Raw genomic sequence first — 16,392 nt, 5'->3', positions numbered from 1 at the left:
GAAATTTCGTCAAACTCAAAAAATTTTAAAATTAAAATTTGCTTTTTCCTTAATTTTGTGTAATTATAGCGACAGCTAAACAAAATAATCGAATGTCGGTGAGCATTCATTTTGGAGGGATCAGTTATGCAGGCTTTAACTGCTGCGAAACACCACGCACTAACTACTAATCAGAAATGGACCATTGCTTCCACTTCGGCGGGGTTTGCTTTAGAAAACATGGATGTTATGTTTTTATCTTTTGCACTTTCATCCATCGCCGCCACTTTAAAAATCAACGGCGCGCAAGCGGGTTTGATTTCGTCCATTACTAATTTAGGCATGTTAGTGGGTGGTATTTTATTTGGCATCATGGGAGATCGTTTTGGCCGTGTCAAAACTTTTTCTTATACTATTTTTATTTTTGCTTTTGCTACTGCGGCAATGTATTGGGCTCAAGATATCACTACGATTTACATCTTACGTTTTTTAGCTGGTATCGGCGCCGGCGGTGAATATGGTGTCGGCATCACTTTGATTGCTGAAAATTTTGACCGGGATCATATTGGTACTATGACGTCAGTCGCCGCGATTGGTGGTCAAATTGGCGCTATCTTGGCAGCCGTCTGTGCGGCGATTATGTTGCCTTTATTTGGCTGGCGGGAATTATTCTTATTTGGTCTGATTCCGGTACTTTTAACTTATTTTATCCGGCGGCATGTCCACGAAAGTGAAGAATTCTTACAGGTCAAACAGCAACAACAAACGTCCGCACAAAAAGTCAGTGTGCTAGCTTTATTCCAAACTCCTCAACGTACTTATCAAACTTTAGCCTTAATGTTAATGGTGATTGTCCAAATTGCCGGTTACTTTGGCTTAATGAACTGGTTGCCTTCAATTATGCAAAAGCGCTTGGGTTTGAGCATTTCCGGTTCCTCCTTGTGGATGATTGCCACAATTGTGGGCATGAGTATCGGCATGATGACTTTTGGTAAAATTTTAGATTATTTTGGTCCCCGGCGGGCCTTTGGTATTTTCTTATTGGCTTCTGCCCTCTCCGTGTTTGGCATTACTTTAGCCTTTAATCAAATCACCTTACTATTGGCAGGTGCTATTTTAGGTTTCTTTTCTAATGGAATGTTTGGTGGCTACGGCGCCGTGATTAGCCGCTTATATCCGACAGCCATTCGCTCGACCGCCAATAATGTCATTGTGAATGTAGGACGCGCAATTGGCGGTTTTTCCTCAGTGGTTATTGGCTTTTTAATGGATCATTATTCTCTCTTAGTTGTAATGGGATTTTTATCGATTTTATATGTTATTAGTTTTCTGACGATGCTTAGTATTCCGAGTTTCCGCCATTTAGGTAAAATCAACGAATAACTTGGCCACTGCGTGCTACTTTATAAGCTGAACCTCTGTTCAATAATTGCGACAGAGGTTTTTTTATGCCTTTTATTATATTTTTTTAATTTAATTAGAAAACGTGTGTTATAATAGCCCACAAGCTATCGCCGTGGAATCATACAGAAGTGAGGTTAGAAGTTTATGGAAAAAACGACTTTAGAACAATTTGCTTTAGATCATCTCCCCCAAGTACAAGAATATCTGACGCTACCCAGTGTGTCGGCCCAAAACCAGGGTATTACGGAAACTTGTGCTTGGCTGCAACAACAATTTACCGATTTAGGCGCCCAGCGCGTTGAGCAATGGACAGATCAAGGCGGCAATCCAGTGCTGTTTGTTGAATTTCAAGGCCAAAGTGACCGGACTGTGCTTTTCTACAATCATTATGACGTCCAGCCGCCCGAACCTTTAGATGAATGGAAAACACCTGCTTTTGAACCCACCATCCAAGATGGTCGCTTAATTGCTCGAGGTGCTTGTGATGATAAAGGCGAGCTGATGTGCCGGTTGACAGTGATTAAGTATTTTCAAGATCACGGCGGACTGCCTTGTAATTTAAAATTTATTATCGAAGGTGAAGAAGAAATCGGCAGTCCGCATATTGCTCAATATGTCACCGCCCATGCTGCTGATTTAAAAGCCGATGTCTGTATTTGGGAAGGCGGTGGTAAAGACGAAAATGAGAATTTTCAAATTGTTTGTGGCGCTAAAGGCGCAGTCAGTTTCGACTTACATGTAAAAACGGCCGCGGCGGATCTCCACTCTTCCTTAGCTGTCTACGCTGATAATGCCGCTTGGCGGTTAGTGCAAGCCCTGGCTTCTCTCAAAACTCCTGATAATCACATTGCGGTTGCCGGATTTTATGATGATATTCGCCCGCTCACGGCTGCTGAACAAGCCGCTACCCAAGCAATGGATTTTGACGAAGATAAGGTGCGACGTAATTATGACTTACAGCAGCCGCTGATCACTAAAGATCCGAAAATGGAATTAGTCAATGGTACCACGTTAACCATTAATGGCCTCACGGCAGGTTATACCGGGCCTGGCAGTAAAACCATTATTCCCAAAGAAGCCCATGCGAAGCTTGATTGCCGCTTAGTGCCTAACCAAGACCCGCACAAAATAGTCCACTTGATTCAACAACAGCTGGAACACAACGGTTTCGGGGATGTCCAAGTAGAGTACCGTTTAGGCGAAGCTGCCGGTCGCAGTAATTTAGAAGATCCCTTTATTCAAATGACCAAAACTATTGCTGATCAAGTTTATGGGGCAGAGCAGGTCAAATTAATTCCTAATATGCCCGGCGCGGGTCCAATCAAACCATTTTTAGATCAACTGCACACTCCGATTGTCCTGGTCGGTGTTCGCTATGCCGGCAGTCACCCCCACTCCCCTAATGAAAATATCCGCTTACAAGATTATCAAACCGGAACTTATTATCTCGCCCGCGTTTTAGCCACTTATGGTGCCTCTCACCATTAAATATTTCTTAATTAGTTTATAAAAATACAAGCTCTGACTTCATCGTCAGAGTTTTTTAATGTCAAAAATTCTTCAGTGCACCACAATTTTTACTCAAAACTTTCTTATAATAAAAAGTAAAAAGGTGTGATTCTGTGAAGAATGAGGTACGTTTATGACAAATTTACAACAAAAATTAATGGTCCAACACCAACTGCAGCTACCGTTATTAGGCCTCAGTACCGCTACCGGCATGAGTGCTTTAAATGCCATGAATGCGGGGATTGATTTTATTATGATTTTAAATTCTGGCAAATTTCGTCAAATGGGACGTTCCTCATTAGCCGGCTATTTACCCTTTATTAATAGTAACCAGCAGATTCAACAAATTGCTACGCAAGAAATCTTACCAGTAGCTCCCAAGGCGCCTTGTATTTTAGGGATCAACGCGACGGATCCGCAGCTTAATTTCAATTCCCTATTAAACTTTTTACGTCAACATAATTTGGCTGGGGTGGTGAATTATCCAACCGTCAGTCTCATTGATGGGCAATTTCGCGAAGGACTGACGGAAGCCGGGATTACTTTTGAGCAGGAACTTGACTTTCTCCAATTAGCGCATCAAGCCCAACTACTCACGGTGGCTTTTGTCACAAACAGTCAAGAAGCACTAGCGGCTAGTAGCATTCCCACAGATATTATTTGTATTCATTTAGGTTTGACGGCGGGCGGTCGCTTAGGGGCCAATCGGATTACTAGTTTTGAAAATATGATTCGCACTACTCAAGATATTTGTACCAAATTAGAGAAAGCTCGCAGCACCAGTTTGATTATGATTTATGGCGGCGTGTTAAATAATCTCACCGAAGTGCGTTATATGTATAATTTACTCCCTAATCTGGCGGGCTATATTGGGGGCTCTACTTTTGAACGTATTATTCCTGAACAAACCATTATGGAACAAATCAAAGCCTTTAAACACGCCAATGTGACTACCAACGATGCCTTAACCAACCAAATTCTCCAGCAAGAACAACCTTATGTAGATCCCATAGTTTATATTAAAGAATATATTACCCAGCATTATTCCGAGCCCATCTACTTAGCTGATTTTGCCCAAACTTTACATTTATCCAAGAACTACCTCAGTAGTTTGTTTAAACAGCGCACTCACCAAACTTTTACTAACTATTTAATTGAATATCGACTTAATAAAGCCATTGAATTAATGCATGATAGTCCCCAAACCTTAACGAATATCGCGGCAATGGTTGGTTATGCGGACTATGCGCAATTTAATAAAACTTTTAAAAAATATTTTCATTTGTCGCCCCGCACTTATCAGAGCCGGATTTAAACACTAGTTATTCAAACATCAAGACCTGTTATTCTGCGAAGTAAAACGATATCATCGTAACCGTAATCATCAAGGAGGGTAGCTAATGAAAACAGTTGCTTTAGTCGGGACTTTTGATACTAAAGGAGCAGAATTTGCCTATGTTAAAGAAGTACTCGAACATTTAAAACTACAAGTTTTAACTATTAATGTGGGAGTATTTACCCCTAAGTTAAAACCGGATATCGCGGCCGAGCAGATAGCGGCAGCTCAAGGTCAAACGTTAGCCGATTTACGAGGGCACAGCACCCGAGGTGAGATTAACGAAATTTTGGCTCAAGGCTTAAAAAAAGTTTTACCTCAACTTTATCAAGCAAATCGCTTCCAAGGTATCATGTCTTTAGGCGGTTCAGGAGGCACTTCTTTAGTCACTCCAGCATTACAAGAATTACCTTTAGGTGTGCCGAAGGTCATGGTTTCCACTGTGGCTTCCGGTGATACCAGTTTGTATGTGGGCACTAGTGATATTAACATGTTTCCATCCATTGTCGATGTTTCAGGGTTAAATCCTGTTTCCACCATGATCTTTAGAAATGCTGCCTGTGCCTTAGCGGGCATGGTTCAAAATGAAGTTCCTTTGGCAGCCGAAGATAAGCCCGTGGTGGGTGCTACGATGTTTGGGGTGACCACACCGGCTGTGGACCATGCCCGGGAGCTTTTGGCACAACAAAACATTGATACATTGGTTTTCCACGCTACTGGGACAGGTGGCCGTACTTTAGAAAAACTCATTACCCAGGGCTATTTCCAAGGAGTTTTAGATTTAACTACTACGGAAATTGCCGATCAATTGTTTGGGGGAGTTTTAGCCGCCGGACCACAACGTTTGGAAGCCGGTATTAATGCCAAAATTCCACAAGTTATTGCACCAGGAGCATTAGACATGGTGAATTTTGGCGCCTGGGATACGGTCCCTGAAGCTTATCAGCAGCGTAATTTAGTCAAACATAATTCATCGGTAACCTTAATGCGGACCACTAGGGAAGAAAATGTCCGCATGGCGCACTTTATCGCCCAAAAGCTTAATGCTGCCCAAGCACCTTTGAAATTGGTCTTGCCCACTAAGGGTTTTTCGCAATTAGATGCTAGTGGTCAACCTTTTGATGATCCCGAGGCTGATCAAGCGTTAATTACAACTTTGCACCAAGAGATTACAAATGCGCAAGTCGAGATCATTGAACTGCCTTATAACATTAATGATCCCGAATTTACCGAGTATTGTGTGCAGGCCTTACAACAGTTAATGGCAGAAAGGAATTAAATTATTATGGACAATCGAAATCGCGAGCAGATTATTGCTGACTTTCAAGCTAAACGTGCTCAAAAAGAAATTTTAGTAGGTGTTGGTGCCGGTACAGGTATTACTGCCAAAAGCAGTGAAGCCGGCGGCGCGGATATGCTAATTATTTATAACTCTGGTCGTTACCGAATGGCTGGTCGGGGTTCTTTAGCTGGTTTATTGTCATACGGCGATGCTAACCAAATCGTGATGGACATGGGTCACGAAGTTTTACCAGTCGTGCAACATACACCCGTTTTAGCAGGTGTTTGTGGTACTGATCCATTCCGGGTTATGAAAATTTATCTTCAACAACTACAAGCTCAAGGCTTTAGCGGCGTTCAAAACTTCCCGACAGTTGGTCTTATTGATGGCGTTTTCCGGCAAAACTTGGAAGAAACCGGCATGGGCTATGACTTAGAAGTTGACATGATTCGCCAAGCGCATGAATTAGGCATGTTGACAACGCCATATGTCTTTGATCCTGAACAAGCTACTAAAATGGCTGAAGCCGGCGCAGACTTATTAGTTGCCCACATGGGCTTGACGACTAAAGGTTCCATTGGGGCCGAAACTGCACTTACTTTGGATGAAAGCGTGAAGAAGGTTCAAGCTATCTTGGATGCTGGTCGAAAAGTTAACCCCGACATTATGGTTATTTGTCATGGTGGTCCAATTGCCGAACCTCAAGATGCACAATATGTGATTGACCGTGTTGATGGCATTGACGGCTTCTTTGGAGCTTCCAGTATCGAACGCTTTGCAGCAGAAAAAGGTATTAAACAACAAACCGAAGCCTTCAAGAAAATTACCAAGTAATCAATCTCAAAAGCTCGCCGCTGGCGGGCTTTTTTTTTACAAGAAATTGAGCCATTGAAAAAACCTTGTGGAACTAATTGCAGTCCTACAAGGTTTTTAATCTATTGATCACCATCATGAATAGTTCTACTCATCTACCATCATCGCATCTTAATAATTGATACCCCGTCACCCAACCCTTCAAAAAGTCTCAGGGCTGCTAACTCCTTCAAACTCATAGAAAAAATAATTACCATCTAATGGCGCATGAATTTTTGTCACTATTACAAGAGGGAGTTTTTTGTTCCAGCCTCAACTTTAGAAGAGTTAATGAGCAGTATCTTGATGCGGTGCACCATTAAGTAATAGATTTAAAATCACGGCTGTTAAGCTACCTACTACCATGCCATTACTTAACACCGTTTGGCAAGTCGCCGGTAAAAATTGAAATAAATGGGGTTGGGCACTCACACCCAAACCCAAGCCCAGTGAGATCGCAATTACTAATAAATTCTTGGTATTTAAATCGACCGCCGCTAACATTTTAATACCTTGCGCACCTACCATTCCAAACATGACCACCATGGCCCCGCCTAAGACAGAAGTCGGAATTAAAGTCGCAATCGCACCCACTTTGGGAATTAAACCTAAAATTAACAAAAAGAAGGCCGAAAAATAAACTGGTCTTAAGGTTTTAATGCCTGATAATTGAACAATTCCGACATTTTGAGAAAAAGTCGAATAAGGAAAAGTATTAAACACGCCCCCCAAAATCGCAGCTAAGCCTTCGGCCCGATAACCGGCGGCTAAATCTTGTTCCTTCAAATCCTGGCCTACCACTTCACTTAAAGCAAAGTAGACTCCGGTGGATTCAATCATACAAGTAATCGCGGTTAAAACCATGGTCACAATACTCGACCATTCAAAGTGGGGCTGAGCAAAATAAAATAATTGCGGTAACTGAAACCATTGGGCTTGTCCCACCGGCTCAAAGCCCACTTGCCCTAATATCACAGCTAAAAGCGAGCCGGCCACAATGCCTAATAAAATCGCAATCTGTTGGATAAAGCCCCGCGTCCAAACATTGAGAACAAGAATAATAATAATCGTGCTGAAACCTAATAGTAAATTAATAGGCGAACCAAAATTTTTGGCCTGGGCATTGCCCCCGCCTAAATTTTGGAACGCGACTGGAATCAAAGTAAAACCAATTAAAGTAATTAACGATCCTGTTACAATTGTGGGAAAAAAGCGCCGTAATTTAGCAAACACTCCGCCGCAGAGCAATAAAAATAAGCCGGCGGCAATAATTGAACCATACATATAACTATGCCCTAAAGTGGTCCCAATATGTTGTAAAGGTGCGACATATTCTACTGCGCACCCTAAGACGACTGGCAGACCAATCCCCGTCCAAGGTGTCCGTTTAATTTGCAGCAAAGTAGCAATGCCACACATAAAAATATCCGCCGAAATTAAGTATGCCATCTGCTGACTGTTAAATTTTAAAGCACTCCCGACTAACAGTGGTACTAAAATATCGCCGGAATACATCGCTAGTAGGTGTTGCAAGCCTAAAATGGCCGTATGCCAGGTTGATTGTTGCTTTTCCACCAATAAATCCTCCTCCAATGTTGTTTGCTCCACGGCAGTTTTTCTTCCAAAATTGCCCAAGCCGTCATCGCTGATCGTGCTGACTAACGCTGACTAGTAAGTATTGCTGCTCTTTATTTTTCAGAAATAGTATTATATTATCCCGCTTAAAGTAGCTCACTTCCTTTCATTATCAATGATTACTCACTTGAAACCAATTTGTAAATAGCTATTTTTAAAAAATAAGAAAAATCTCTACTCCCGATCCTATTCGATTCAAAAGATTGAAAAAGATTGATCGTTTATCCACAAAAGGCTAGAATAAAAGTGTATAATTAAAGGAGGATTTTAAAATGAAAATTGTCAGCTACAGTATTCGAGATGACGAAATGCCGGCCTTGAAAGAATGGCAAGCACAACATCCCGACGTCGAAGTTCAAATTGAACATGAACTTTTGACCCCCGAATCAGCAGCTAAAGCTCAAGGAGCCGATGGGGTCGTGGTGTATCAACAACTACCTTATGATCGCGCTACTTTGCAAGCTCTACATGATGCAGGTATTAATAAAATGTCTCTGCGTAATGTCGGTACCGATAACATTGATATGGCGGCTGCTAAGGAATTAGGCTTCCAAATTACCAACGTATCAGTTTATTCCCCTAATGCCATTGCCGAACATGCTGCTTGGTTAATGGGGCGCTTGTTGCGGCGGGAACCCGAATACACCGCTAAAATCAACCGACATGATTTACGTTGGGCTCCAGAAATAGGCCGGGAAATGCGGATGCAAACGGTCGGAGTCATCGGTACTGGACATATTGGCCGCGTACTAATTGATATTCTCAAAGGTTTTGGCGCTAAAATTGTTTGCTATGATGTCTTCAAGAACCCGGAATTAGAAAAAGAAGGCGTTTATGTAGATAATTTAGCCGATCTTTATCAACAAGCCGATATTGTAACTGTGCATGTTCCATCACTCAAAGAAAATATCCATATGATTAACGATGATTCGATCGCTCAAATGAAAGATGGCGTCATTATTATCAATGTGGCACGGGGTGATTTAGTAGATACAGATGCTTTAATTCGCGGCCTAGATAGTGGGAAAGTTCGCGCTGCCGGCTTAGACGTGTATGAAAAAGAAGTCGGTGTCTTTAATGAAGATTGGGAAGGTAAAGCATTCCCAGATCAACGGTTAGAAAACCTGTTAAACCGCAAAAACGTGATTATTACCCCTCATACAGCCTTTTACACTGAAACAGCTGTTAAAAACATGGTTCAAATTTCACATAACTGCAACGTCCAATTAATTAAAGGCGAAAAAGCTGATAATTTAGTTAAATTAGATTAGTCCTCAATTTATAAATAGCCATAGATAAACTCTTGAGCAGCGAACTCAAGAGTTTTTTGTTAATGGGAACTACAGAGTGGGAAGTTTAGCTCAATAAAAAAGCAGAATTTCTTTCTGAAATTCTGCGGTTACTTTCCAGACCATTAATAGCCATAAAGTTGATCTAGATGAATTTGTTCCGGATCGACAGCCAGGGTTCCCAAAAATTCTTTCATCGATTGTACAATCTTTGGTGAACTGGACAGATAATACTGTGTTTGTGCTGACGCCGTCTGTACTAAACTTTGTAATTGCTCATGCGTCTGGTCTACTGTTTGCGTCTTAACGTACGTAAACTGGGCTTGCTGTTGAGCCCAAGTACTGAAATCATCATCAAAAAAGTAAAAGTCATCTGATGAATAAATCAATGTATAAGGTTGCTGCCGGTTACTTAAGGTCAAAGCTCGGATTAAAGCCCGAATAGGCGTAATCCCTACACCACCAGCAAAAAAGACTAGCGGTACATCGGCTTCCGGTAATAAAAACTCGCCTTGAGGACCATCGGAGACTACCGGAGCCCCCGGAGCTAAACCTAAGAAAGTAGCTTTAAAACTACTTGGCGTTTGCCGCGTCCGGGTCCCTAACAAAATATGCTTTTCATCCGGCAAGCTGGCAAAAGATAGCGCCCGTTGTTTCTTGCCTTCAATTTCATGGTCGGGCAAACTGAAATGTGTATATTGTCCCGGTTCCCAAGTAAAGTTCGCCGGAGCTTTTAAGGTAATCTCATAATAATCTTGGGTTAAATGCTGAGCTGCTTGAAATTCTAAGGTATATTGTTTTTCATTAGCCATTATTGATCTCCCTTTAATTAAACAATCAGTCTGATCGATTAAATTAATTATATCACTGCCGGCCAAAATCGCATTAGTGTGAAAAACCACTACCCAAATTATTTGGTAGCGGTTTTGTTAGCAGCTTGCTTTTTTAGATCATCTAGGCCATTAAATAAAAATTCCCGAACTTGTTCAGTTTGGCGCACCCGCTTAGCCTCATTTACTTTATTAGTTGGGCGGCGGCGTCCAGTCACACCTTTGTGCGTATTAGCCATCGATCAACCCTCCTCCCTATTCTCAACTTAACCCCTTCATTCTAAAAAATAATCAGCTATTATTCAAGCTTTTCCAGTAGCAATTTCGAAATAATTTACCCAACATGTAATTTATTAGTTAGTATGCTAGCATTATATTAAGGAGGTTAATTTATGACAGAAAATATCATGCACATGATTAAAATTCTTTCCAATCAATTGTCCCGAAAAATTAATAATTTTGCCAAACAGTTTGGTTTAACTGGTGTACAAGTGCAAATTATTGATTACTTAAATCATTTACCTCAAAATCAATTTGTTTATCAAAAAGACATTGAACGAGCGTTTAATATTCGCCGTTCGACGGCTACCAGCGTTTTGCAAAAAATGGAAGAAAACGAATTGATTGTGCGTAACGTTTCTCCTTCTGATTCCCGTGTTAAAGTGATTTCTGCCTTACCGAAAGCAGAAGAACTCCAACCGCAAATTAGTCAATTTTTAGAAAGCAGCAATGCTCAATTATTAAGTTGCCTGAGCACACTCCAGCGACATAGTTTTTTGAAGGCCTTAGAAAAAATGCCCCAAGAATTAGCCCGTGAGGAAAAACAGGAGGACTACACCCATGAGTGAACCGATTTTATTTGATTGTGATCCCGGCAGCGATGATGCTATTGCCATTTTAGAAGCCTTTGCGCACCCCAAGTCCTTGCAAGTGATCGCAATGACCACAGTGGGAGGCAATCAAACCTTAAATTATGTCACCCGTAATTTACAACATTTACTGTGGTTTTTACACCAAAAAACACCCATAGCCCCCGGACAAGCAGGACCTATTATTAAAAATCTTCAAAATGCTGCCGAAATCCATGGAGCTAATGGCTTGGCCGGGCCGACATTTCCTGCCAGTGCCGATCACTATCCGCTAGCCAGTCAAAATGGTGTTTACTTTTTACATCAACAACTCCAAGCTCGTACAACTCCAGTAACAATCGTTGCCACCGGTCCTTTAACTAACATCGCTTTATTACTGAAAGTGTTCCCCGAAGATCAAACCAAGATTAAACAAGTTATTGTTATGGGGGGCAGTTTAAGTCAAGGTAATGTCACTGAGGTGGCAGAATTTAACTTCTATGTAGATCCAGATGCTGCACAGATTGTACTCACTTCGGGGTTAAACATTGTCTTATGTGGTTTGGATGTTACCAATCACACGGGTTTAACTGCCACTGAAATCCAACAATTAGCCCACCGCGGACCAGCTAGTCAATTGGCTTATCAAATTCTCGTACCTTATTTTGCCGCCGAAACCGGCGAAACCACTGCTGCTAGCTCCATCGCCGCTATTCATGATTTAACGACAATTTCTTATCTTTTACATCCGGAATATTTTCATGGTTGGCAGACAACTTTACAAGTGGATACTTCTTGGGGCGCTCAGCGTGGTCAAGTCCAATCGGTAGAAAACTCGTCTCAGCCTGCGAACATTTTAGTTTTGAATCAAGTCAATCGCCCATTAGTGGCTCAGCTTCTTTTTGATTCTTTAACTTGGTTAGACCAACAATTAAGTTAAACTGCTGGAAGAGAATTTAGGCTAAAGCCTTGTACTTTTTCGCTGCTAGTTTATAATGATTATAAACTAGAAAAAACTACGAGGTGGTTTGGTTGCATTATAGAAAGTTATTAGTCATCTTCGGAATCGGCATTATTGCTTGTATTTTAGAATTTGGCTTTCATCAGAATTTATGGGCTCAAGTACTGATCACTATTGTCGGTTTAATCTTAGCCATTTCCATGACTTGGGAAATGATTAAGACCTTACGTTCGGGAAAATATGGCGTTGATCTGTTAGCTATCATGGCCATTTTATCGACCTTAGCCGTGAGTCAATATTGGGCCAGTTTGATTATTTTGTTAATGTTGGTGGGCGGCGATACCCTGGAAGATTACGCTGCGAACAAAGCCGGCAGTGAACTAAAGGCCCTCTTAGAGCAAGCGCCGGAACAGGCCCATTTAATTCAAGCCGACGGTCAATTAAAAGATCTCCAACTGGATGAAGTGCAAATTAATGATTTGTTATTAATTAAACCCGGCGAACAAGCCCCCGTCGATGGTCGAGTAACCAAAGGTAGCGGGACTTTCGATGAATCTTCCTTGACAGGCGAATCCAAACCAGTAAATAAAACCGTAGGTAGTGACCTGATGTCCGGTTCTGTGAACGGTGATAGCCCGATTGAATTTCGAGCTACTAAACTAGCGGCTGATTCTCAATATCAGAAGATTATTCGTTTAGTGCAAGAATCGCAAAATCAACCGGCGCATTTTGTACGTTTAGCGGATCGTTATGCTGTGCCCTTTACGCTTATCGCCATCATCATTTCCGGTATCGCCTGGATCATGACCGGCGATCCAAATCGTTTTGCCCAGGTCTTAGTCGTGGCTTCTCCGTGTCCTTTAATTTTAGCAGCACCCATTGCCTTAGTTTCCGGTATGAGTCGGACCAGTCGCAACGGGATCATTGTTAAAAGTGGGACAGCAATTGAAAAGATGGCCTTATTGAAGACTATTTTCTTTGATAAGACAGGAACTATTACCACCGGTGAATTATCCTTTGACGAAGTGCAACCAGTCGCTCCTTTGTCTGCAGACGAGTTATTGCAATATGCAGCCAGTGCCGAACAACAGTCAAATCACGTTTTAGCGGTATCTTTGATACATTCCTATCATGGTAAATTATTAACTCCGGAAAACTTATCGGAAAAAACAGCTCAAGGAGTCAGTGCGACAATTAATGGGCATCAAGTCAAAGCGGGACGGATTGAATTTGTAGATCCTGACCAACACTTGGTCACTGATCAACCCACGATTTACGTTGCTTTAGATGGACACTATGCTGGTAAAATTACCTTCGTCGATCAGATTCGCCATGAGGCGGCTTCCACCATCGCGCATTTAAAAAAATTACAAATTAACAATCTGTCCATGTTAACCGGCGATAACCAAGCTACGGCTCAAGCCGTAGCCCAACAAGTCGGCCTAACCCAAGTACAAGCAGAATTATTACCCGAAGATAAAATTGACGCCTTAAAAAGTTGTCCCGACAACCAACGGCCAATGGGCATGGTAGGTGACGGGGTCAACGATGCCCCTTCTTTAGCTGTTGCCGATGTGGGTATTGCCATGGGCGCCAAAGGTTCTACTGCAGCTAGTGAGTCGGCGGACGTCGTGATTTTAAAAGATGACCTCAGTCGGTTGGAACGCGCCATTATTATTTCGCGCGAAACGATGGTCATTGCTAAACAAGCCGTGCTCATTGGGATCTTTATCTGTACTGCACTGATGTTAATTGCCGCCTTTGGTATTATTCCGACAATTATTGGTGCTTTACTCCAGGAAGTAATTGATACAGTGTCTATTCTGTGGTCCTTACGTGCACGTCGTGGAGTTACCCAATTTAATTAAATCTCTACATTAGATATTTACTTCAAAAAAGAAGGTGCTTATAGCAGGCCTTCTTTTTTTTATTGCTGCTGGCTGGGACGACATCTTGCTCCAATCAACTCCCAATCTTCGTAGTACAATTAGAGTAACCAGAGTTTCCAGACTGGTGCAGTATCTGTGGCGTTTACCCAGAACAAGATCCAGCTACTGAGGATGATTGAATTCAATTAAGGGAGTGTAAAGATGAGTAATTTACAAATTATTACGGGCGATATTACTAAAATTCCAGCTGATGCCATCGTCAACGCGGCGAATACCCAACTCAGCGGCGGTGGCGGTGTCGACGGTGCAATTCATCAAGCCGCCGGCAACCAAGAATTACAAGCCGCCTGTCAAAAATTACACGGCTGCCCTACCGGCGAAGCCAAAGTTACGCCTGCTTTCAATTTACCAGCCCACATTATCATTCATACTGTCGGTCCGATCTGGCATGGTGGCGGATACCACGAAGCCCAGCTACTGCAAGCCTGTTATCGCCATAGCTTAATGCAGGCAACAACTCACCATTGCCAGACTGTTTTATTCCCCTCCATCAGTACGGGGGTCTATCGATACCCATTGGCTCAAGCAGCTCTTCTTGCCGTCAAGACTATTTTACAATTTCCGGCTGCCTTGGCAGTGACTATGGTTTGTTTTGATTCTTCCACCTTACAAGCTTATCAAGAAGCGTTCCAACAAATTACCTCGTCTGGTGGCGCCGCTGCCAAATGATATAGCCATTCACTAGAAGCATCACCAATAAAATCCCGCCAAAAGCCAGTACCAACTCAACTACTGCTGTGCTCACAATCACATTATTGATAATTTTGACAGGAGCATAATGCAGTTGTAAAAACCATAATCCTAACGTTAGATAACTGCCAAAAAAGCCAAACAATAATGTATTAAAAGCAGTGATTAAATTCTTCCGACTTAAAGCCAGACCCGCAGCCCACAGACGCTGGGCACTAATCTGCGGCTGATAAGCAACCAGCTCCCACATTCCGGCACTGATCGCAATACTAGCTTCCGCCACGGCCCCTAAAGAACTTAACAAAACTACAATGACTTGAATTTGCGGAAAAGAAATCCCGATACTGGTGACAAATTGTTCGATTTCTTCCGTATCTTCACTAGCAAAGCCATAACTAAAAGTGCCATAAATAAACACAACGGCCAACGCTAACAACAATAATAAAGTCATTAGAGTGCAAACTAATGCCGTGCGTCGCACTTGCGGATTAGGCGTATTAGGATAAATGGCCCAATAGACGAGTACCACTGCTAAAATTACGCCAACCACCACCGGGTTAAATTCATCAGCGATTAACATAACTAATAACATTAAAGTAATAAAACTACCGGCCAAGCTGCCAAAAATTACCCAGCCATGGCGGCCACAGACCAGCCAGAGTAGCAATAACAACAATCCCGTTAAATAAATCATTTGCTTTCACCTTGTAGCCACTTCTCCGCCAAAATAGCAGTAATTGGTACTGCCATGACAATCCCAATGGCACTAATTACCGTTTGCGTATAGCCTAAGGTCATCGTCCGCGATAAGGTAAATTGTAAAGTATTTCCATTGCGTAAATATAAAATAATCAACGGCATTAACTCCGCTAAAAATAGATAAAATAAAATATTAACTAACGGCCCGACAATCTCGCGCCCTACCTGCAACCCGCTTTGATACAATTGGCGCGGTTTTAAATCCGGATTTTCTTGCATTAATTGTTCAATGGAAGCCGTGATATCCGTAGTTTCATCCATGACTGCACCTAATAAACCCAAAATAGTTTCGGCAATAAAGACGGTTTTGTAGGGTTGCACCCCGTAAGCCAGCGTCTCATAGTGCAAACCCTGATCATGGCTCAGCGTGAGGAACAATAAACTGATCCCTAAAGTCAAAATAATACTAATCAACGTAGCGCTCAGAGCTACTTGGGTTTGACGAGAGAGCCCAAAAACTAAAATACCGGTTCCTAAAGTCATCAGTAAGGCCGCGCAACTGGTAATTAAAAGCATGTGTTGATTTTGCCAATGGGTCATCACCAGCAACGCTGCCACAAACCACAAACTATTTAAAACGGCACTAATTATTATCACCAAACCAGATTGTCGCAACACGGCCACCAAGACGAAAAGCAGCACACTCAATAAGACTAAGAGCGAAGCACTGCGTTGGGGTCCTAATAAAATCAAGGTGGAGGCAGATGCTCGCTGGACCACAACCGGCGTACCTACAAAATAGCGATTGGTTACAGCTTGTGAGCGCATATAACGATTGCGCACTTGATAACGTTGACCACGTTTTGGACCCGTCACTAATCGGACTTGTAAACGTTGAGTAATTTGCTGGTCATGATTCTGGTAGCTGCTGGTTATGGGCTGGCGTTGTAGAACCTGTACTTTTTCTACAACACCGATAGTGGTTGTGGATTGAAGTTGAAACAATCCCCATACTAAACCGATCATCATGAAACCAGCCACCATGAGCCAGTAGTTCTGCCGCCGATTGGAAAGTTGCTTTAGTTGAGTCACATCCAGAAACCTGACTTTCTAATTATTGGTATTAGCA

At 42.2% G+C, this 16,392-nt stretch carries 15 protein-coding genes; 10 read left to right on the top strand and 5 right to left on the bottom strand.

Going from position 1 to position 16,392, the window contains the following annotated elements; all coding sequences use genetic code 11:
• Positions 1–126: 126 nt before the first annotated feature.
• From JG30_RS00400 to JG30_RS00380, 5 genes are all read left to right on the top strand, one after another.
• Positions 127–1,362, top strand: a complete 1,236-nt coding sequence (locus JG30_RS00400) for an MFS transporter (protein WP_046315207.1) — start codon at positions 127–129, stop codon at positions 1,360–1,362.
• A gap of 165 nt (positions 1,363–1,527) precedes the next feature.
• Entirely contained in the window at positions 1,528–2,871 is a 1,344-nt protein-coding gene (locus tag JG30_RS00395; RefSeq protein ID WP_046315205.1) for a M20/M25/M40 family metallo-hydrolase, read from the top strand.
• 154 nt (positions 2,872–3,025) lie between these two features.
• Positions 3,026–4,207: a phosphoenolpyruvate hydrolase family protein gene (locus tag JG30_RS00390; protein ID WP_046315204.1), complete on the top strand. Its 1,182-nt coding sequence runs from the start codon at positions 3,026–3,028 to the stop codon at positions 4,205–4,207.
• Positions 4,208–4,292: 85 nt separating this feature from the next.
• Positions 4,293–5,507 carry a Tm-1-like ATP-binding domain-containing protein gene (locus tag JG30_RS00385; protein ID WP_046315202.1) on the top strand — a complete coding sequence of 405 codons (1,215 nt, stop codon included), beginning with the start codon at positions 4,293–4,295 and terminating at the stop codon, positions 5,505–5,507.
• 6 nt (positions 5,508–5,513) lie between these two features.
• The gene (locus tag JG30_RS00380) at positions 5,514–6,344 is read left to right on the top strand and encodes a phosphoenolpyruvate hydrolase family protein (protein ID WP_046315200.1); all 831 of its coding nucleotides are present in this window, start codon (positions 5,514–5,516) and stop codon (positions 6,342–6,344) included.
• Positions 6,345–6,650: 306 nt separating this feature from the next.
• On the opposite strand, the gene JG30_RS00375 is transcribed toward JG30_RS00380, so the two are convergent.
• Positions 6,651–7,937, bottom strand: coding sequence for a nucleobase:cation symporter-2 family protein (locus tag JG30_RS00375; RefSeq protein WP_282433251.1), 1,287 nt, complete (start codon positions 7,935–7,937; stop codon positions 6,651–6,653).
• 332 nt (positions 7,938–8,269) lie between these two features.
• Here JG30_RS00375 and JG30_RS00370 point away from each other — a divergent pair, with 332 nt between their 5' ends.
• Positions 8,270–9,268 (top strand): D-2-hydroxyacid dehydrogenase, encoded by a 999-nt coding sequence (locus JG30_RS00370; RefSeq protein ID WP_046315195.1) that lies wholly within the window; start codon positions 8,270–8,272, stop codon positions 9,266–9,268.
• Between the two features lie 143 nt (positions 9,269–9,411).
• Here the strand turns inward: JG30_RS00370 and JG30_RS00365 are convergent, their stop codons facing one another.
• Entirely contained in the window at positions 9,412–10,098 is a 687-nt protein-coding gene (locus JG30_RS00365) for an FAD-dependent oxidoreductase (RefSeq protein WP_046315193.1), read from the bottom strand.
• Positions 10,099–10,196: 98 nt separating this feature from the next.
• The gene (locus tag JG30_RS09010) at positions 10,197–10,355 is read right to left on the bottom strand and encodes a hypothetical protein (protein WP_179854004.1); all 159 of its coding nucleotides are present in this window, start codon (positions 10,353–10,355) and stop codon (positions 10,197–10,199) included.
• A 153-nt stretch (positions 10,356–10,508) separates the two neighbouring features.
• Here JG30_RS09010 and JG30_RS00360 point away from each other — a divergent pair, with 153 nt between their 5' ends.
• From JG30_RS00360 to JG30_RS00345, 4 genes are all read left to right on the top strand, one after another.
• Entirely contained in the window at positions 10,509–10,964 is a 456-nt protein-coding gene (locus JG30_RS00360; RefSeq protein ID WP_046315191.1) for a MarR family winged helix-turn-helix transcriptional regulator, read from the top strand.
• Entirely contained in the window at positions 10,957–11,904 is a 948-nt protein-coding gene (locus tag JG30_RS00355) for a nucleoside hydrolase (RefSeq protein WP_046315189.1), read from the top strand. Before JG30_RS00360 ends, JG30_RS00355 begins: the two co-directional genes overlap by 8 nt.
• A gap of 92 nt (positions 11,905–11,996) precedes the next feature.
• On the top strand, positions 11,997–13,793 hold the full coding sequence (locus tag JG30_RS00350; protein WP_046315187.1) for a heavy metal translocating P-type ATPase: 1,797 nt from the start codon (positions 11,997–11,999) through the stop codon (positions 13,791–13,793).
• Between the two features lie 222 nt (positions 13,794–14,015).
• A complete protein-coding gene (locus tag JG30_RS00345) occupies positions 14,016–14,543 on the top strand; it encodes a macro domain-containing protein (RefSeq protein ID WP_046315185.1) in 528 nt (175 codons plus the stop codon).
• On the opposite strand, the gene JG30_RS00340 is transcribed toward JG30_RS00345, so the two are convergent.
• The gene (locus JG30_RS00340; RefSeq protein WP_052725138.1) at positions 14,512–15,258 is read right to left on the bottom strand and encodes a YibE/F family protein; all 747 of its coding nucleotides are present in this window, start codon (positions 15,256–15,258) and stop codon (positions 14,512–14,514) included. The two genes, JG30_RS00345 and JG30_RS00340, sit on opposite strands and share 32 nt — an antisense overlap.
• Positions 15,255–16,355, bottom strand: coding sequence for a YibE/F family protein (locus tag JG30_RS00335; protein ID WP_143443865.1), 1,101 nt, complete (start codon positions 16,353–16,355; stop codon positions 15,255–15,257). Before JG30_RS00335 ends, JG30_RS00340 begins: the two co-directional genes overlap by 4 nt.
• Between the last annotated feature and the right edge of the window lie 37 nt (positions 16,356–16,392).

It is taken from the genome of Bombilactobacillus mellifer (genome assembly GCF_000970795.1).
Taxonomy (GTDB): Bacteria; Bacillota; Bacilli; order Lactobacillales; family Lactobacillaceae; genus Bombilactobacillus; species Bombilactobacillus mellifer.
Note: the sequence above shows the minus strand (reverse complement) of the source record. Positions and strands in the feature narration are given on the sequence as shown.